19 protein-coding genes are annotated in these 18,048 nt (G+C 72.0%); 10 read left to right on the top strand and 9 right to left on the bottom strand.

Annotated elements, in window-relative coordinates; all coding sequences use genetic code 11:
• Nucleotides 1-33 precede the first annotated feature (33 nt).
• Complete coding sequence (locus NNL39_RS09350; protein ID WP_255159020.1) at nucleotides 34-1,500, top strand: dihydrolipoyl dehydrogenase family protein; 1,467 nt, start codon at nucleotides 34-36, stop codon at nucleotides 1,498-1,500.
• 10 nt (nucleotides 1,501-1,510) lie between these two features.
• Here the strand turns inward: NNL39_RS09350 and NNL39_RS09345 are convergent, their stop codons facing one another.
• Nucleotides 1,511-2,143, bottom strand: a complete 633-nt coding sequence (locus NNL39_RS09345) for a CDP-alcohol phosphatidyltransferase family protein (RefSeq protein WP_255159019.1) — start codon at nucleotides 2,141-2,143, stop codon at nucleotides 1,511-1,513.
• Nucleotides 2,143-2,862: a TVP38/TMEM64 family protein gene (locus tag NNL39_RS09340; protein WP_255159018.1), complete on the bottom strand. Its 720-nt coding sequence runs from the start codon at nucleotides 2,860-2,862 to the stop codon at nucleotides 2,143-2,145. The genes NNL39_RS09345 and NNL39_RS09340 overlap by 1 nt, the downstream gene beginning before the upstream one ends.
• Before the next feature lie 78 nt (nucleotides 2,863-2,940).
• Here NNL39_RS09340 and NNL39_RS09335 point away from each other — a divergent pair, with 78 nt between their 5' ends.
• The 4 genes from NNL39_RS09335 (at nucleotide 2,941) to NNL39_RS09320 (ending at nucleotide 7,079) form a co-directional block, all read left to right on the top strand.
• Nucleotides 2,941-4,185, top strand: a complete 1,245-nt coding sequence (locus tag NNL39_RS09335) for an ABC transporter substrate-binding protein (RefSeq protein ID WP_255159017.1) — start codon at nucleotides 2,941-2,943, stop codon at nucleotides 4,183-4,185.
• Between the two features lie 83 nt (nucleotides 4,186-4,268).
• Nucleotides 4,269-5,078, top strand: coding sequence for an ABC transporter permease (locus tag NNL39_RS09330; RefSeq protein ID WP_255159016.1), 810 nt, complete (start codon nucleotides 4,269-4,271; stop codon nucleotides 5,076-5,078).
• A gap of 7 nt (nucleotides 5,079-5,085) precedes the next feature.
• Nucleotides 5,086-5,994 carry an ABC transporter permease gene (locus NNL39_RS09325; RefSeq protein ID WP_255159015.1) on the top strand — a complete coding sequence of 303 codons (909 nt, stop codon included), beginning with the start codon at nucleotides 5,086-5,088 and terminating at the stop codon, nucleotides 5,992-5,994.
• Nucleotides 5,991-7,079, top strand: a complete 1,089-nt coding sequence (locus NNL39_RS09320; protein WP_255159014.1) for an ABC transporter ATP-binding protein — start codon at nucleotides 5,991-5,993, stop codon at nucleotides 7,077-7,079. Before NNL39_RS09325 ends, NNL39_RS09320 begins: the two co-directional genes overlap by 4 nt.
• A gap of 18 nt (nucleotides 7,080-7,097) precedes the next feature.
• Here the strand turns inward: NNL39_RS09320 and NNL39_RS09315 are convergent, their stop codons facing one another.
• From NNL39_RS09315 to NNL39_RS09295, 5 genes are all read right to left on the bottom strand, one after another.
• On the bottom strand, nucleotides 7,098-8,564 hold the full coding sequence (locus NNL39_RS09315) for a hypothetical protein (protein ID WP_255159013.1): 1,467 nt from the start codon (nucleotides 8,562-8,564) through the stop codon (nucleotides 7,098-7,100).
• Between the two features lie 128 nt (nucleotides 8,565-8,692).
• Entirely contained in the window at nucleotides 8,693-9,487 is a 795-nt protein-coding gene (locus tag NNL39_RS09310) for a M23 family metallopeptidase (protein WP_255159012.1), read from the bottom strand.
• 233 nt (nucleotides 9,488-9,720) lie between these two features.
• On the bottom strand, nucleotides 9,721-10,803 hold the full coding sequence (locus tag NNL39_RS09305; protein ID WP_255159011.1) for a VIT1/CCC1 transporter family protein: 1,083 nt from the start codon (nucleotides 10,801-10,803) through the stop codon (nucleotides 9,721-9,723).
• A gap of 87 nt (nucleotides 10,804-10,890) precedes the next feature.
• Nucleotides 10,891-11,388 carry a DUF427 domain-containing protein gene (locus NNL39_RS09300; RefSeq protein ID WP_255159010.1) on the bottom strand — a complete coding sequence of 166 codons (498 nt, stop codon included), beginning with the start codon at nucleotides 11,386-11,388 and terminating at the stop codon, nucleotides 10,891-10,893.
• 9 nt (nucleotides 11,389-11,397) lie between these two features.
• Nucleotides 11,398-11,970 carry a hypothetical protein gene (locus NNL39_RS09295; RefSeq protein ID WP_255159009.1) on the bottom strand — a complete coding sequence of 191 codons (573 nt, stop codon included), beginning with the start codon at nucleotides 11,968-11,970 and terminating at the stop codon, nucleotides 11,398-11,400.
• Nucleotides 11,971-12,227: 257 nt separating this feature from the next.
• On the opposite strand from NNL39_RS09295, the gene cspE reads away from it, so the two are divergent.
• Nucleotides 12,228-12,431, top strand: coding sequence for a transcription antiterminator/RNA stability regulator CspE (cspE, locus tag NNL39_RS09290; protein WP_055860048.1), 204 nt, complete (start codon nucleotides 12,228-12,230; stop codon nucleotides 12,429-12,431).
• Nucleotides 12,432-12,521: 90 nt separating this feature from the next.
• On the opposite strand, the gene NNL39_RS09285 is transcribed toward cspE, so the two are convergent.
• The gene (locus NNL39_RS09285) at nucleotides 12,522-13,379 is read right to left on the bottom strand and encodes a DUF3097 family protein (protein WP_255159008.1); all 858 of its coding nucleotides are present in this window, start codon (nucleotides 13,377-13,379) and stop codon (nucleotides 12,522-12,524) included.
• 65 nt (nucleotides 13,380-13,444) lie between these two features.
• On the opposite strand from NNL39_RS09285, the gene NNL39_RS09280 reads away from it, so the two are divergent.
• From NNL39_RS09280 to NNL39_RS09265, 4 genes are all read left to right on the top strand, one after another.
• Nucleotides 13,445-14,281: a hypothetical protein gene (locus NNL39_RS09280; RefSeq protein ID WP_255159007.1), complete on the top strand. Its 837-nt coding sequence runs from the start codon at nucleotides 13,445-13,447 to the stop codon at nucleotides 14,279-14,281.
• Nucleotides 14,282-14,401: 120 nt separating this feature from the next.
• Nucleotides 14,402-14,755 (top strand): GntR family transcriptional regulator, encoded by a 354-nt coding sequence (locus NNL39_RS09275; protein ID WP_255159006.1) that lies wholly within the window; start codon nucleotides 14,402-14,404, stop codon nucleotides 14,753-14,755.
• On the top strand, nucleotides 14,752-15,645 hold the full coding sequence (locus NNL39_RS09270; RefSeq protein WP_255159005.1) for an ABC transporter ATP-binding protein: 894 nt from the start codon (nucleotides 14,752-14,754) through the stop codon (nucleotides 15,643-15,645). Before NNL39_RS09275 ends, NNL39_RS09270 begins: the two co-directional genes overlap by 4 nt.
• A complete protein-coding gene (locus NNL39_RS09265) occupies nucleotides 15,642-16,409 on the top strand; it encodes a hypothetical protein (RefSeq protein WP_255159004.1) in 768 nt (255 codons plus the stop codon). The genes NNL39_RS09270 and NNL39_RS09265 overlap by 4 nt, the downstream gene beginning before the upstream one ends.
• Here the strand turns inward: NNL39_RS09265 and NNL39_RS09260 are convergent.
• On the bottom strand, nucleotides 16,375-17,985 hold the full coding sequence (locus tag NNL39_RS09260; RefSeq protein WP_407665111.1) for a DUF7059 domain-containing protein: 1,611 nt from the start codon (nucleotides 17,983-17,985) through the stop codon (nucleotides 16,375-16,377). The genes NNL39_RS09265 and NNL39_RS09260 overlap by 35 nt on opposite strands.
• Between the last annotated feature and the right edge of the window lie 63 nt (nucleotides 17,986-18,048).

Raw genomic sequence — 18,048 nt, 5'->3', positions numbered from 1 at the left:
GGTAACAAGCCGCGGCGGCGATACGCTCGGCGCATGACCGCAGCCCTCTCGCCCGAACTCGACGTCGACCTGCTCGTGATCGGCGGCGGCACAGCGGGACTCGTCGCCGCGAAGACCGCGGCGCGCTTCGGCACGAGCACGCTGCTCGTCGAGGCGCACCGCATGGGGGGCGACTGCCTCTGGACCGGCTGCGTGCCCTCGAAGTCGCTGATCGCGGCCGCCGACACCGCCGCCCGAGCGCGCTCGGGTGCCCAGCTCGGCGTGCACGCCGACGACGTGCGCGTCGACTTCGCCGCCGTCATGCGGCACGTGCACGCGGCCATCCACGAGATCGAGCCCGCCGACTCCGCCGAGGTCGTCGAGGCGACGGGTGCGCGCGTCATCATGGGCCGGGCGCGCTTCACGAGCGCGCGCACCGCCGTCATCGAACCGGTCGACGGCACCGCGACGGTCGCGGTGCGGTTTCGCCAGGCGATCATCGCCACGGGGTCGGCCCCCGAGGTGCCCGCGCTGCCCGGCATCGACGGCGTCGAGGTGCTCACGAGCGACGACGTGTGGCAGCTCACCGAGCAGCCCGAGCGGCTCGCCGTGCTCGGCGCCGGCGCGATCGGGAGCGAGCTGAGCCAGGCGTTCGCGCGCTTGGGCACGCACGTGACGCTCGTGCAGCGCAACGCGCGCGTGCTGCCGAAAGAGGATCCGGACGCCTCCACCCTCGTCGCCGCGGCGCTCACCCGCGACGGCGTCGACGTGCGGGTCGGCACGACGGTCGAGCGGGTCGAGGCCGGGACCGACGGGCGGTCGGGCACGCTGCATCTCTCCGACGGCACCGCGGTGGCCTTCGACCGCGTGCTCGTCGCCCTCGGGCGCCGCCCGAGGATCGAGGGGCTCGGACTCGAGGCGACCGGTGTGCGCCTCGACGACCGCGGCTACGTGGCGGTCGACACCTCGCTGCGCACGAGCGACCGGCGCATCTGGTCGGCGGGCGACGTGAGCGGACTGCCGCAGTTCACCCACATCGCCGGGGTCAACGGCAGCCTCGCGGCCACCAACGCCGCGCTCGGTCTGCGACGGCGCGTGGATGCTGATGCCGTGCCGCGCGTCACCTTCACGCACCCCGAGGTCGCGGCCGTGGGGCTCGCGCCCGCGGACGCCGCGGCGGCCGGCTGCGCCGTGCGCGAGGTGCTGCACGAGCACACCGACCGCGCGATCGCCGAGGACGAGATGGCGGGCTTCACGCGCATCGTCGTCGACACGAAGGGGCGCGTGCGCGGCGCGGTCATCGTGGGCCCTCGAGCCGGCGAGTCGATCGGCGAGGCCGCGCTCGCCGTGCGGCAGGGCATCACGACGAGCGCCATCGCGAGCACGACCCACCCCTACCCGACCTACAGCGACGCATTCTGGAACGCCGCCATCGCCGACGTGCGCGTGCGGCTCGAGCGCGGCGCGGTCGCGCGCGCCATCAGGATGCTCGCCCGCTGGCGCCGGTTCACCACCCGGTAGCAGGCCGGTCTCAGCGCAGGGCGCGATAGCCCGCGACGATGCGCTGCACCGCGCTCACGCCGACGAGGGCGGCCCAGCCGATCGCGATCGGGGCCGCCCAGAACGGCAGGATCAGCCAGAGCGCGTGCACGACGATCGTCTCCGTGCCCTCGGCGATGCGGCCGAGGAACGACAGCGAGCGGCCGTCGTCGAGCTGCCGCCCGGTGCGCTCGGCGATCGACGAGAAGGCCAGGAACGCCGCCCCGTTGATGTAGTAGGCCAGCAGCACCAGAAGGAACGGCCACCACGGCGCGTCGAACCCCGTGGTCGCTCCGACCGCGACGCCGACCACTGTCGCGCCGTAGACGACGAAGTCGGCCGTGATGTCGAGGAAGCCGCCGGCCTCGCTGTGCGTCGAACCCTCGGGGGCGGCCGTGCGACGGCGGCGCGCGAGGGCGCCGTCGAGCCCGTCGACGACGCGCGAGAGCAGCCAGAGCACGAGCGCCGCTCCCCACCACTGCACCCCGGCCGCCACCGCCGAGCCCAGGCCGATCGCGAGCCCCGCCAGGGTGAGGCCGTCGGGCGTGATGCCCGGGCGGTCGAGGGCGCGCGCGAGAGCATCCGTCGGCCGCGCGATGAGCGCGCGCATCGATCGATCGAGCATCAGGCCTCCGTCTCGGGCGCGAGTGCCGCGCGGTCACGACGTATTCGGCGCCCTCGGTCTGCCCAGATCGCTCCGCCGACCGTGAGCGCGCCGAGCACGCCGATCGCGACCCACGCGGGCCAGCCGAACTCGAGGCCGAAGGCGCCGAGGGCGACGTACGCGATCGTTCCGGGAATGATGCCGAGCGCCGTGCCGAGCGCGTAGTCGCGACGGCGCACGGCGGTCAGACCTGCTCCGTAGTTGATGGCGGTGAACGGGATGACCGGGATCAGCCGCACGCCGATGACCGCCGCGAGCCCGCGACGGCGCACGAGATCATCGAGCCGGGCGACGCGCGAGCCCGTGAAGCGCTCGACGGCGTCGCGCCCGAGCCATCGGCCGAGCGCGAAGGCGGCGGCCGCCCCGAGCAGGGCGCCCGCATAGACGAGCGCGAGCGCGAGTCCGAACCCGAAGACCAGTCCCGCCGCGACCGACAGCACATTCTTCGGGGCTGGCGTCAGCGTGATCGCGGCGTACAGCAGCGTGAACACGACCCCGCCCACCCATCCGAGGTCGGCGACTGCCGTGCGAATCTCGTCCAGAGAGGGAAGGGGCACGAGCAGCCCAACCGCTACGGCGAGGGCGACGAATACTGCAAGGGCGATCGCGCGAGCCACGACTGACGACCGCGAGCCCGCCGTGAGCGCTGGGTCCGTGTCGGAATCGGCCGTTTCGCTCATGGTGGGTAAGTCTAAGAGTCAGCCCAATCGTCGCGACCGCCCCGAGACGAACGCCCCTACCCCTACCAAGGAGTCACGATGTCACGACAGCACGCCATTCGCCGCAGGGGGGTCGCCGCTGCGATCGCCCTCGGCCTCGTCATCCCGCTCGCCGCCTGCTCGGCACCCGCCGCCGGCGACGACCAGCAGTACGACACCTGGGATGAGGTCGTGGCGGCCGCACAGGGCCAGACCGTCAAGCTCTGGATGTACGGCGGCGACGAGCAGGGGAACGCTTACGTCAACGACGTGCTCGTGCCCGCCGCCGCCGAGCTCGGCGTCACGCTCGAGCAGGTGCCGATCGCCGACACCCCGGATGCCCTCAACCGCATTCTCAGCGAGGTACAGGCAGGCACGACCGACGGCGAGGTCGACCTCGTCTGGGTCAACGGCAACAACTTCGGCACCGGCAAGGAGGCGGGCGCCTGGGAGTGCGGCTGGACCGACCTGCTGCCCAACATGGCCCTCACCGACCCCGCCGACCCGCTGCTGCTCGACGACTTCGGCACGCCCGTCGACGGCTGCGAGGCACCGTGGCACAAGGCGCAGTTCACCTTCGTCTACAACAGCGACACCGTCACCGACGTGCCGACCACGCTCGACGAGCTGCTCGACTGGGCGCGCGCCAACCCGGGACGCTTCACCTACCCCGCCCCGCCGGACTTCACCGGTTCGGTCTTCGTGCGTGAGGTGCTCTACAGCGTGAGCGGCGGCTACGAGAACGTGCCGCTCGGCTTCGACCAGGCGGCCTTCGACGAGCTCACGCCCGCCCTCTACGCCGAGCTGCAGGACCTCGAACCGAGCCTGTGGCGCGACGGTGAGACCTACCCGCAGGACTCGAACGAGCTCAACCAGCTCTTCGCCGACGGGGAGGTCGACTTCACGATGACCTACGGCCCCGCGACGCTCACCCAGCTCGTGGCCGACGGCACCTACCCCGCCGGCACCAAGGTGCTCACGCTCGACGAGGGCACGGTCGGCAACGCCAGCTTCTTGGGCCTCGCCTCGACCTCGGGCAGCAAGGCCGGCGCGATGGTCGTCGCGAACCTGTCGCTCTCGGCCGAGCAGCAGGCGGCCAAGGCCGAGCCCGACGTGTGGGGTCAGTTCACCGTGCTCGACCTCGACCAGCTGAGCGACGAGCAGCGTGCGCTGTTCGAGGCGCTGCCGTCGTCGCCCGTCGTGCCGAGCTACGACGTGCTGAGCGAGAACGCCAACCCCGAGCTCGCCGCCGCGTGGGTCACGCCGATCGACGAGGGCTGGCGCCAGCTCGTGCTCGCACAGTAGGGCCGCACACCATCGTCGCCATCGATTCCCTGACGCCGGGCACCCGAACCACGGGTGCCCGGCGCTGGGCGTCGGTGGCGCTCGTGGCTCCAGCCGTCGCGATCGCCGCGTTCGTCGTCATCGGCGGCATCGGCATGTCCCTCGTGCAGAGCCTGGGACTGCTGCCCCTCGTGGGCGAGCCGCGCTTCAGCCTCGACGCCTACCTGGCGAACGGCGACGAGCTGCTGACGGGCCTGGGACTCTCGCTGGGCATCGCCACCGCATCCACGGTGCTCTCGTGCATCATCGGACTCACCGCCGCCGTCGTCATCACTCAGGGCCGCGTCACCGGACGGCTCGTCGCCGCACTCAGCGCGCTCACCATCCCCGTGCCGCACCTCATCGGTGCGGCCGCAGTCGGCCTGCTCATCTCAGACTCGGGCGTGCTGCCGCGGATGCTCGGCATCGACGGCGCCGACTGGCCCGACCTCGTCGGCGGACCGTGGTGGGTCGCTGTCGTGCTGGAGTACACCTGGAAGGAGTCGGCGTTCGTCGCCCTGGTCGTCGCCGGCGTGCTCGCCTCACGCGTCGCCCGCTACGACGAGACTGCCGCGCTTCTGGGCGCCTCTCGCGCTCGCCGGCTCCGTCACGTCGTCATCCCGCTCGCCACGCCCGCCGTCATCGTGAGCGCCATCATCATCTTCGTCTACACCTTCGGCTCGTACGAGGTGGCCTGGTTGCTCGGGCGCCCCTACCCCGAACCGCTGCCGGTGCTCGCCTTCCGGCTGTTCGACGCCATCTCGCTGACCTCACGACCCGAAGCCGCCGCCGTCGCCGTCATCACGACGGCCATCTCGCTCGTCGTCGTGGCCGCGGGCATGGCCCTGCTGCGACGCACGCCGCTGTGGAGGTGAGACGCCGATGGCCATGATGATCCCCTACGGCGAGCGCGTCACGCCCGACGACCGCACCGTCGCCGCGCGCCCGCTCATGCGCCCGCGGCCCGCCGGCCGCACCCTGCGCATCGTCGTCGCGAGCCTGCTCGCCGTGTGGTTCGCCCTGCCGCTCGTGCCCCTGCTGCTGTGGTCGGTCGCCAACCGGTGGTCGGCACCCGCGGCGCTGCCGACCGAGTGGGGGCTCGACGGCCTCGCCTCGGCCGTGACGGCGGGGGCGGTGCCGGCCTTCGGCCGATCCCTGCTGCTGGGCCTCGTGGTCGCGGCCATCGCCACGCCGCTCGGAGCCATGGCCGCCCGGGCTCTCGCCCGAGGAGCGGTGCCGGCGCCGCGGCTCGTGAGCGGCATCCTGCTCGCCCCCCTGGCGCTGCCCGCCTTCGTGGCCGTCATGGGGCTCACGGTTGTGCTGCTGCGCGCACGCGTGCCGGGGCTCATCGGCGTCGTGATCCTGCTCGTCGCGGCCGCCCTGCCGTACACCGTCTACACGATGCGGGTCGCCTACGCGGCGCACGACCTCGCCTACGAGGAGGAGGCCCGCACGCTCGGCGCCTCGCGCGCGCACGTGCTGTGGCGCGTGCACCTGCCCCTCGTCGCACCCGGACTCGCACGCGCGGCGTTCCTCGCCTTCCTCGTGGGGTGGAGCGACTACGTCGTCACCGTGCTCGTCGGCGGCGGCACGATCGTGACGCTGCCGCTGCTCGTCGCCTCGTTCGCCGGCGGCGTGGGCAACGACGCCGTCGTGGCGGTGCTCTCGCTCAGCGCCATCGTGCCTCCGCTCGTGCTGCTGCTCGGCCTCGGTCGATTCGGCCGCCGCTACCCCACCGCCCGCTATCTCACCGGCCCGACGGCCAGTCGCTCTCCGAAAGGTGCCCCGTGAGCGCCACCCTCACCCTCGACGCACTGACCAAGGTCTTCGACGGAGCGCGATCGCCCGCGCTCGATGGCGTGGCGCTCGGCGTCGACGCCGGAGAGTGCCTCGCCATCCTCGGCCCCTCGGGGTCGGGCAAGAGCACGGTGCTGCGGGCGATCGCGGGGCTCGACGCCCCGACCTCAGGACGCATCCTCGTCGACGGCACGGATGTCGCCGGCGTCGCACCCGAACGCCGCGGCATGGCCATGGTGTTCCAGCGACCCCTGCTCTTCCCGCACCTGAGCGTGCTCGACAACGTGGCGTTCGCGGCCACCGTCGCGGGTCAGCCGCGGCGCGAGGCGCGCGCCGACGCCCGGCAGTTCCTCGAGCTCGTGCAGCTCGAGGGCTTCGGCGACCGGCCCATCACCGCGCTCTCGGGCGGGCAAGAGCAGCGCGTCGCGCTCGCTCGCGCCCTCGCCGCCCGCCCGCGCGTGCTGCTGCTCGACGAGCCGTTCAGCGCGCTCGACCCCGAGCTGCGCGGCGACATGCACACCCTGCTCGGGCAGATCCGGCAGCAGCTCTCGCCCACCATCGTCATGGTCACCCACGATCGCGACGAGGCGGCTGTCGTGGCCGACCGCGTCGCACTGCTGAGCGCGGGCCACCTGCTGCAGCACGACACCGTCGAGCGCCTCTACACGCGTCCCGCCTCGCTCGAGGTGTCGCGGCTCATGGGCGGCCGCATCGAGCTCGTGGGCGAGGTGCGCGACGGCACTCACCACTCCGCGATCGGCGCGGTGCCGGCCCCCGAGGGCGAGACCTGGGCCGATGGCCGCGGGATGCTCGTCGTGCGGCACGAGGCCGTCCACGTCTCGACGCTCCCCGCCGAGGCGCCGCCCGGCATGGTGGGAGTCGACGCAGTGGTCGCCGATCGGCGACCGCGCGGGCCCCGTGCCGAGATTACGCTCGCGTGCGGCGACGCCCTGCTCGAGGCGGAGGTGCCGGCGAGCCGGCCGCTCGTCGTCGGACAGCGCGCGAGCGCCCACATCCCGCGCTCGGCATGCTCGGTCGTCGCGCTCGACGATCGGCAGGGCATCCGGCGCCCCGCGTGACCCGCGGCGGGTGACCGGCTACCAGCGCGACGCGCCCTCGGCGACCAGATCGTCGGCGCGGCCGTTCGTGATGCCCGTCGTGCGCTCACCCTTTGGCTCGAGCGGCAGCAGTTTCCGCAGCCCGATGTTCTCGATGGGGTCGAGCACCGAGTGCTGCACGCACGCCGGCACGATCTCGCCGGTCTCGGGGTGCGCCATGGCGTACATGCACGAGCCGAGCCGCTCTTGCGTCTCTTTGATCTTCGGGTCGTCGGCCACCACACCCTGTTGCATGAGCTGCCAGGCGGGCTTCACCTGCTCGGCGTCCATGAAGTTGTGCACGACGAAGGTCTTGAAGCTCACCTTGCCGCGGCGCGCGGCGCGAATGACGGCGCGCAGACCGCCACCCCGCTTGAGGATGCGGTTGACGAGACCGACCATCGGCGGAATGTCTTGGGGGTGGCTCAGCACCGCGCGCATGACCTTGATCGTGAGTGCCCAGGTCGGAATGTCACCGAAGATCATGCCGCCGTAGTGCTTCAGGAAGCGGTCGCGCGCAGCGATGTCTTTCGGCTCGTCGGCGTCGAGCACCGAGGCGAAGCGCCCGTCGACGAGCACGCCGACCGTGTGCCGGTTGCAGCGCGGGTCGCCGAACTGCACGGCCTTGTGCGGCAGCTTCTGCCCCGCGCCGGCCTCGATGCGCTCCCAGACCGCATCGATCGTGACCTCTTCGAAGTTCTCCTTCCAGCGGCGGTCATCGCCGATGAAGGCGGCCGGCTGGAACGACATCATGTCGTAGTTCATCTCGAGCACATCGCGCGTGACCTGCTCGACCTCGTCGAGGTTCGTCGGGGTCACGGTCATGTTGTGGGCGAGGTACGAATCGACCTTGTGCTCTTTCTTGAGCGTGGCGAACATCTCGGCGAACTCTTCGCGGAAAGGCGTGAGCTCGGCCTCGCTCTTGGGCCGCACAGCACCCCGGCGCCCGCGCATGAGCGAGTCGAAGTGCGCCGCGAACGACACCTTCTTGAAGGCGGGCTTGCCGGTCTCGTCGAGCACGACATCGAGCAGGTACTCGTAGTCGAAGTCGCCGTGCGTCATCGACATCGGCTCGCGGCCGACGGCGCGCATGGCGAGCAGGGTCTCGCGGTGGGCCTTGGCCGGCAGCAGGCTGACCTCGCCGCCGATGAGCTGCGCGTGGGCGCGCGGGCCGCGGATCTGCCGCAGCAGCCCCATCTGCTTGGTCACCTCGGTGACGGTGTGATCGCCGTCGATGCGCACCTTGTTCGCGTCGGCCGAGTGGTAGCAGGGCGAGCACGTGAGGTTGCACTTCGGGAAGACCCCGTGGGTGCCCTCGCAGCCGACCGCGCACTTGCCGAGCAGCTGCTCGGGCGTCTTCGCATGCTCCGGCAGATCGGCCCAGCGCTTGTCGAGCGCGCGGCGCGTGTCGGGATGGATGGGCCGCGTCTGCAGCTCGAAGTCGCGAAGGGCGGTGGCGATCGACATGGGTCTCCTCGTGCGGGTCATCCGACGACGACTCCCTCGAGGGTCATCGGTCGTCATTCTAAGCACGAGGTATTCGGAACCGAGCACTCATCGGTTCGGTTGTCGGCGCGGCGCGCGCGAAATGGTCGCTACTGCGCGCCGTTGGCTGCCAGCCACGGCAGCGGGTTGATGGCACTGCCGCCGATGCGCAGCTCGAAGTGCAGGTGCGGAGCCGTGGTGACACCCGTGCTGCCGACCCTGCCGACCTGGTCTCCGACACGCACCTCGTCGCCGACCCGCAGGGTCAGCGAGCCGTTCTCCATGTGGCCGTACACGCTCGAGATCGCCTGGCCGTTCACGACGTGGTCGATGATGAGGTACACGCCGAGCGTGCTGCCCGAGGTGACGACCTTGCTGACGACGCCGTCGGCCATCGCGACGATGGGAGTGCCGCGGCCCGGGTTCCAGTCGACCCCCTGGTGCTGCGTCGAGCAGGCGCCGCAGGCCCGGTCGCGCGGACCGAAGGGGCTGCCGACCGGGGCGCCCGAACCGACCGGGTACATGACGGGCGGCCGCACGTCGATCGTGAACTCCGGTCGCGCCGAGGGCGCTGCCGCGTCGAGCGCGTCCGCCTCGGCCGCGGGGGTCTCATCGGCAGGGACCTCACCGGTGGCGCCATCGGTCGCGGCGCTGAGCGACGCGGCGGCCGCGGGGGCGACGGCCTCAGCGACGGCGCCCTCGGGCGCGGTCACGAAGAGCTGAGGGGCCGGTTGCGACGACTCCTCCGCCTGCTCAGCAGCGACGGCGAGAGCGGTCGAGACCCCGTTGCCGAGCAGGAGCGTGAGCGTGATGACCGATGCCGCCGCGACGAGCACGTGGTGTCGAACACGATAGGGATCGAGGGCCGCGGCGCGCGGAAGAGACGGGTGCAGAAGATGGAGCATGAGAGGAGAAACACTTCCTGGTGGCGGCCGGCAGGCCGTGGACACGGTGAGTGCACGTCATTGCGCAGTTCGACCTCGCGGCACCCGGTCGGGCACTCGGCACAAGGTCAGGAGGTCGTCGCACCAGGTCCGGCGGAATCGTTCGCACCGGCGGCACTCGCCCCTGTCGGCAACGCAGCCAACACTCCAGCCTGACCGAGAAACCTGTGAAAGTGCTGTTCGTGGCCGAACGATCAGGCGATCGTCGTGCCGAACGCGAGGCCGAGCAGGTACGTGGCGGCCGCTGCGCCGTAGCCGATCGCCAGCTGCCGCAGCGCCCGCTTGACCGGCGAGGCCCCCGAGAGCACGCCGACGATCGCTCCCGTCACGAGCAGGGCGATGCCGACGAGCACGGCCGAGATGACGACCGCCACGAGTCCCTCGAGGCCCAGCAGGTAGGGCACGACGGGAATGATCGCGCCCGAGGCGAAGAACGCGAAGCTCGACAGGGCGGCGCCCCACGCCGAGCCGATGGCCTCGTGCTGCTCGGCCTCGGCCTCGGCGGCGCGCGCCGCGGCGGCCACGGGGTCGTAATCGGCGAGGATGCCGCGCGCATGCTCGACCGCCGCCACCTCGTCCATTCCGCGCGCCCGGTAGACGAGCGCGAGCTCGTTGGCGTCGACGTCGAGGTGCGGCAGCGCGGTGTGCGCCTCGGGGTCGGGGGTGGAGGCGTCGAGCAGTTCACGCTGCGAGCGCACCGAGACGTATTCGCCCGCCCCCATCGAGAGGGCGCCAGCGAGCAGGCCCGCGAGCCCCGTGAGCAGAACAGCGCCGGGGCCGAGGCCCGCGGCACCGATGCCCATGACGAGGGCGAGGTTGCTGACGAGGCCGTCGTTGGCGCCGAACACCGCGGCGCGGAACGTGCCGGAGAGTCGTTGGCGGCCGCGGGCGGCGAGCCCCCGCACGACCTCGCCGTGGATGCGCTCGTCGGCGGCCATCGCGGCCGTCGCGTGGGCATCGTCGGCGTAGGGCGATCGCGACTCGGCCCGCTGCGCCAGGGCGAGCACGAACACGCTGCCGAAGCGCCGCGCGAAGAATCCGAGCACGCGCGTGCGCAGCGAGACCGCCGGCACGCGGTCGGCGTGCGGGCCGAGCAGCGTCACCCAGTGTTGCTCGTGCCGCGACTCAGCCTCAGCGAGGGCGAGCAGGATGGCGCGTTCTTCTCCCGTGCGGCGTGCCGCGAGATCGCGGTAGACGGCGGCCTCGGCACGCTCGTCGGCGAGGTACCGCCGCCAGCGGCGGATCTCGGCGGGGTTCGGCTCGGGCGCGACGGTCACGCGCCCATGATGACAGCGGGGCACGGCCGGGCGCAGTTCGGTGCTCCGAAACAGGCGAGACCGAGCATCCGCCGAATCAGCGCGCGGTCACCAGCCCCAGGTGCCCGCGCCGCCCTTGAAGGGGCCGACGATGTTCGCGGTGATCCAGCCGCCGTAGAAGCCGCCCTCCTGCGGGGTGACGGTCTCGCCGTCGACGGTGCAGCGGTCCATGCGGCCGGGGTAGACGGAGACGAAGCCGGCGATGCTCTCGAATCCGCGGCTGGGCGCTGGGTAGTACCATCCCGCGCGGTCGGCGACCACGCCGCCGCCGACGATGTCGTAGTACGCGGCGCGGCCTTTGAACTCGCAGAACGACGAGCCCTCACCGGGAATGAGCGCGCCGTCGACGAAGTCTTCCGGCGGCAGGTAGTAGGCGGGTGGATGACTCGTCTCGAGCACGCGCACCGCTCGCGTGGTGTCGGCGATGAGCCGACCGCCCAGCTCGATCGTGACGCGGGCATGCACGGGCTCGACCCGCGGGGGCCGCGGATAATCCCAGACCGACTCCTGGCCCGGTCCCGGCTCGATGCGCTTCGGCCGCGCCATGATCGCGGCCTAGAACCCGAAGTCGCCGAAGTCGCCGAACCCGCCGGCGTCGAAGCCGCCCGCGTCCGCGCCACCATCGAAACCGCCGGCGTCGGCACCGGCTTCGGCGCCGCCCGCGTCCGCGGCCCCGGCATCGGTCGCCCCGGCATCGGTGGCCCCGGCATCCAGCGGCGGCAGGAACGCGCTCGCGAGCGCCGAGCCGATGACGTAGCCCGCCACGGTGCCGAGCAGCGAGGCGCCGACCATCTGGCCGAACGAGGGGCCGGCGAGCGAGCGCTCCATGGTGCCGGGCTGGCGCAGCTCTGACCGCGTCGCCGCACGAGCGAGCGTGCCGGGCTCGTCGTCAGCGGGGGCCTCGCCCGCGGGCGCGGTGCGGGCCAGCTCGTCGAACACGAGGCGCCGCTGCTCGGGGCTGAGCTTCGCGAAGGCCTCGGCGTGCACCTGCTCGATGGTCTCGGGCGGCGCGGTCTGCAGCAGGTAGCGGTAGCGCTCGACGGCGCGATCGTCGTCGCTGCGCACGCCGGCGCGGCGCGCCTCCGGCTCGGGAGTGGGGGTGCCGAACAGGCGGTCGAAGAAGCTCATGCGGTGTCTCCTGGGGGTCGGATCCCCCACATTAAGGCCCGTCGTTCGGTGCAGGCTGTGCAGAACTCGTGTAACAACTCGGTGAAGGATGCCCCTGCAGCGCTCGCCGTGCACTACTGTCAGGAGCGAAGTTGATACGCCTCGGCGATCCGAACGTGCGGTGCAAGCAGTACGTGCTCTCGTATAGAGCAGGATTCACGAGTGGTTCGACTGGTGGTTTCGACAGTCGAAACTCCGTGAGTAACAAGGAGTCAGCAATGACGACAGGCACTGTTAAGTGGTTCAACGCCGAAAAGGGTTTCGGTTTCATCACCCCCGATGACGGAAGCGCCGACGTGTTCGCGCACTTCTCCGCCATCCAGTCGAACGGGTACCGCTCGCTCGACGAGAACCAGAAGGTCGAATTCGACGTCGCGCAGGGCCCCAAGGGTCTGCAGGCTGAGAACATCCGCCCGCTCTAGTTCCCTCCCGTCTTCTCGAGTCCGCTCGAGCTGAGACACACGAGAGCCGCCCCCCGATGACGTGGGGCGGCTTTCGTCATTCCTGCGCCGCTACTCGGCGGTGACGAAGTCGATGAGCTGCTCCACCCGGCCCAGCAGCGCGGGGTCGAGGTCGGCGTAGCCGCGCACGCTGCCCCGGATGCGGCGCCAGGCCGCGGCGCGGTCCGCCGCCGTCTCGTGCGGCCAGCCCAGCGCGCGGCACGTGCCCGTCTTCCAGTCCTGCCCGCGCGGAACGTCGGGCCACGCCGCGATGCCGACCGCCGCCGGGCGCACCGCCTGCCAGATGTCGATGAACGGATGCCCGATCGCGAGCACGTGGCGGGCATCCACCCGCGCGATCGCCTGCTCGACGAGTCGCACCTCCTTCGATCCGGGAACCCAGTGGTCGACGAGCACGCCGACCCGGCGCCCGGGCGACGGCGCGAAGTCGACGAGCAGCTCGGCGAGGTGGTCGACGCCCTCGAGCTGCTCGACCACGACGCCCTCGATGCGCAGGTCGTCGCCCCACACCTGCTCGACGAGCTCGGCGTCGTGCTTTCCCTCGACCCAGATGCGGCTCGCACGGGCCACGCGTGCTCGAGCATCCGCCACCGCGAACGATCCGCTCGCGGTGCGCGCGCGGCCGGTCGACGCGACGGGAGCGCTCGGCGCGATGAGGCGCACGGGCCGCCCCTCGACGAGGAACCCCGCGCCGAGCGGGAAGACCCGCACGCGCCCGTGGCGGTCTTCGAGGTGAACGTTGCCGGCGTCGACGTGCACCACTGCGCCGACGAAGCCCGCGGCGTTATCGGCGGAGTCCCCGCCGGGCAGCTCGACGACGAGGTCGATGACCGCGTGCACATCGGCCGAGACCGTGCGCCCCGCCGCACGCCAATCGCCGGAGAGCACGTCATCGCTATAGTCGCGCACCCCGCGAGGCTACGGCGTGTCGGCTACCCTGGCCGCATCACGACACGCGATACAAGGGAGATGCCGTGCGCTCGACCGGTCAACTGTTCCGCTGGGGGCTCACGTGCCTGCTGCTGGCTCCCGTCGCGGGGTTCGGCTGGTTCGCGGCCGGCGGCGCCGTCGGATTCCTGTGGCTCGCCCTCGCGCTCGTGCTGCTCGGCGGCGGTCTCAACGCCGCCGCGATCGTGCGCGGAGTCCGTCGGGTCGGCTCGGGTGCGCTCATGACGAGCCTCGACGGCATGACCCCCGCCGACCGCGCGGGCGAGTTCCTCGATGAGCCGCTCGTGCCCCGGCAGCGCGTCATCCTCGTCGATGGCACGGTCGTGGGCGAGGGCGGGGTCGGTCCCGGGTCGTCGCCGGGCCCCGAATCGCGCGGTCTGCGCCGCCGCGTCGGCCTCGCGGCGGCCGCTGCGCTGCTCGGCCTCGTCGCGTTCGGCGCGTACGCCCTCGCGATCGAGCAGCCGCTCGCGATCGCGCAGGGCCAGCTGACGCTCGACGAGGTCTATGCCGTCTGGAACACGGCCTCGCGCGTCGGGTTCACGATCTCGATGACCATCTGGGTGGCGCTCTCGCTCGCCGTCGTGCTCGGTGTCGCGGTGCTCGCACTGCTGCCGGCGATCGCCGCCGACCGCATCCTGACGCCGCGACGCATGCTCGCCGCGGCCTGCATCGCGGGCAGCGCGATCGTCGTCGCCGCGTGGTTCCCGTACCTCGGCATCGGCATCAGCCTGCCCGACGACCTGCCATTCATGGCGAGCGGCGTGCAGAGCCCCGCGAGCCTCGCGTTCGGGCTCACGGGCGTGGCGCTCAGCGCGATCGCCATCCTGATCACGGTTCCCGACTGGCGGCGTTCGGCGCGCTAGCCGACGCTCGCGCTGGGCCCCGCCATCGTGCGAGGCCGGCTTCGCCGTGCCCCGCTTGACACGCGTCCGGTTCTCTGGTTAGTTACTTGACTAAGTAACCGACACAGAAGGGAGGCTCGCGTGGACGACGGTCGACCGATCTTCCTCCAGATCGCCGAGCTGATCGAGAACCAGGTGATCGACGGCTCGCTCGCCGAGGGCGCCCAGGTGCCCTCGATCAATGAGGTCGCGGCGTTCCATCGCATCAATCCCGCGACGGCACTCAAAGGCATCAGCCTGCTCGTCGACGCGGGGGTGCTCTACAAGCGCCGCGGCATCGGCATGTTCGTCGCCGACGGCGCGCGCGATCGGCTGCTGGCCGATCGTCGCGAACGCTTCGCCGCCGAGTACGTGCACCCGCTCGTCATCGAGGCGCGGGCGCTGGGCCTCACCACCGACCACCTGATCGAGATGATCCGAAAGGGCACCCCATGACCACCATCGTCGAGGCGCGCGGCCTCACGAAGCGCTATCGCGGCATCACGGCCGTCGACGGCGTCGACTTCCAGTTGGCACGCAACACCATCACCGGTCTCCTCGGACGCAACGGCGCCGGCAAGACCACCCTCATGCACCTGCTCACGGGGCAGGAGTTCGCGACCGCCGGCAGCATCACGATCGCCGGCGAGTCGCCCGTCGAGAATCCGCGCGTGCTGCAGCACACGTGCTTCATCAAAGAGAGCCAGCGCTACCCCGACGACTTCAAGCCGAAGCACGTCTTCGCGGCCGCCCCCGGGTTCTTCCCGAACTGGGACGCCGAGTTCGCACGCGACCTGGCCACCGAGTTCCGGCTGCCGGTCGACCGCCGTATCAAGAAGCTCTCGCGCGGTCAGCTGTCGAGCGTCGGCATCATCGTCGGCCTCGCCTCGCGCGCGCCCCTCACGATCTTCGACGAGCCCTACCTCGGGCTCGACGCGATCGCGCGCCAGGCGTTCTACGACCGACTGCTCGCCGACTACGCCGAGCACCCCCGAACGGTCATCCTCTCGACGCACCTCATCGACGAGGTCGCCGATCTGCTCGAACACGCGCTCGTGATCGACAATGGCCGCATCCTCATCGATTCGCCCGTGGATGCCCTCCGCGCCCACGCCGCCACCCTCGCCGGCCCGGCCGAGGCCGTCGAGCAGGCGGTCGCGGGCCTCGAGGTGATCCACCGCGAGCGCTTGGGCGGATTCGTCAGCGCGACCGTCGCGGGCATCACCGAGCAGGCCGCGGGCGCGGCGCGAGCCGCCGGCCTCGAGGTCGGGCCCGTCTCGCTGCAGCAGCTCATCATCCGTCAGACCGGGGGCACCCCCACCGAGCACGAGGAGGTCACGCGATGACCACGACCACCGCCCCCGCCCCGCTGGCACTCGAGCCGCGACCGCTGGTCACGCGCGTCGCCACGATCGTGCGCCTGCTGTTCGCGAACCCGTGGACGGCGATCTACACTCCGCTGCTCATTCTCGGCGTCGTGTTCCTCATGAACATGGCCATCTGGGGGATCGTGCGCGCGAGCATCCCGGCGGATGGCGAGATGGACTCCTCCATCAACGGCGGAGTGCTCTTCCTGTTCATCTACATGCTCGTCGTCGCCGTGCAGAGCGTGAACCAGGCCTTCCCCCTCGCTCTCGGCTACGGCAGCACGCGCCGCGACTTCGTTCTCGGCTTCGGAGTCTTCGCGATCGTGCTCTCGCTCGGCTACTCGGCGATGCTGATCGTGGCCTCGCTCGTCGAGCGCGCGACGGGCGGATGGGGCGTCGGGCACAGCTTCTTCACGACCGACGAGCTCTGGCGAGCCGAGTGGTGGGAGGGACTGGCCCTCAGCCTGCTCGCCTTCCTGCTTTTCTTCTCGATCGGTGCCGCCACCGCGTCGGTCTACGTGCGCTGGAAGGCCCTGGGCATGTACGCCTTCTGGGGAGGGCTGGTCTTCCTCGGCATCGGCGGCGCTGCGCTCGCCACCTGGCTCGACGCATGGCCGCAGGTGGGCGCGTTCTTCGCCGCCGCGGGCGTGCTCGGCTCGGCGGCGTGGAGCCTCATCATCACCGCGTTTTGCGCGCTCGCGGCCTGGCTCATCCTGCGGCGGGCGACCCCGTCGCAGGGCTGAGCAGCCCCGTCACCACGAGCTCGCGCACCTGCGGCAGCAGTTGCGCGCGCAGGGCGCCCTCGTCGACCTCGAGCAGGTCGGCGAGGGCGCCGACGATCTCTCCGACCGTGAGGTCGCCGTCGCTCGCACCGACGAGGCCGGCGAGCGCGGCATCCGCGTCGATCGTGCGCGCGAAGCCGCCGCCCTGCCGCAGGCGGATCACCGTGGGGTTCTCCTCCCCCGGCCAGTAGTGGCGCTCCTCGGTCACGTCGGGCGCGACCTCGAGCCGCAGCGTCTCGAGCTCTGCGTCGTCGAGCGCCGCGATGCGGTCGTGCGCGCGCAGGCCCGCGAGCAGGTGGTCGCCGATGCCCGTGGGCGTGCCGCCGAGCGGGGAGCCGAGCACTTCGGTGCGCAGCAGGCGCACCGCATCCGGGCCCACGGGTCGACGCAGCACGACGTAGCCGAAGCCGACGGCCGTCACGCCGCGGGCCGCGAAGTCGTCGAGCCACTCGGCCGCGAGTTGCTCGTACTCGGGGCTGCCGACGCGCGTGCCGCCGTCGCGGATCCAGGTGGCCGCGTACTCGGCCGGGCTCTGCCGCTCGCGCTCGACGACCCAGCCGTCGAGACCCGCCTCGTCGATCCAGCGGCGCACGCGGGCCAGGCCGTCGCCGCCCATCGCGTCGTGGTACTCCCAGTTGCCGAGCAGGTGCGCCGTGCCGCCGGGGGTCAGGTGCTCGGCCGCGCCGCGCACGACCTGCTCGACGATCGCGTCGCCGACGCGGCCGCCGTCGCGGTACTCGTACACGGGAACGCCCGCGCGCCGCGGCGTGATGACGAACGGCGGATTGCTGACGATGCGGTCGAAGCGCTCCCCCGCGACGGGCGCGAACAGGTCGCCCTGCCGCAGCTCGACCGCGTCGACGGCGTTGAGCGCGAGCGTCAACGCCGCGCGCTCGAGAGCGCGCGCCGAGATGTCGGTGGCCACGACGCGACGCGCGTGCCGGGCGGCGTGCAGCGACTGGATGCCGCAGCCGGTGCCGAGGTCGAGCACCGAGTCGACCGGCTCGGTCGGGATGAGCGCCGCGAGCGTCAGCGAGGCCCCGCCGACGCCGAGCACGTGGTCGGGCGGCAGCGCGCCGCCGAGGGCGAGCTCACCGAGGTCGGAGGCGACGAGCCACTGCACGGCTCCCCCGGCGTCGATGGCCGTGTAGGGCCGGAGGTCGAGCAGCGCTCGGCCGCCCGCGTCGACGAGCCCGAGCGCGCGGGCCCCCGCCGTGCCGAGGGCGGGCAAGGCCCGCGCGAGCGCCGTGTCATCCACGGTCTCGCCGAGCACGAAGAGCCGGGCGAGCGTCGCCGCGGGCGACTCGTCGATCGCCCGGAGTGCCCGACCCGCCGGCACGCGGTCGCCGCGCGCGAGGGCCGCGTCGGCCTCGTCGCCCCACAGCTGCCGCAGCCGGTCGACCGTGTACCCGGCGGCGAGCAGGTCGGCGCGCAGGAGGGCGGTGAGCTCGGCATCCACCCCTCTAGTCAACCCCACGCCGGGACGGACGGAATGTGCGGTGGTGGGGAATAGATGGTCGACGCGGTCGCGTTGCATCAGGAGTCGCCGCGCATCGATGCGTTCGCATCGAATTGCTGCGCACCGACTCGCGACGTCGAG

The sequence above is a fragment of the Microcella humidisoli genome, from assembly GCF_024362325.1.
Taxonomy (GTDB): domain Bacteria; phylum Actinomycetota; class Actinomycetes; order Actinomycetales; family Microbacteriaceae; genus Microcella; species Microcella humidisoli.
This window is presented reverse-complemented; position numbering and strand designations above follow the sequence as displayed.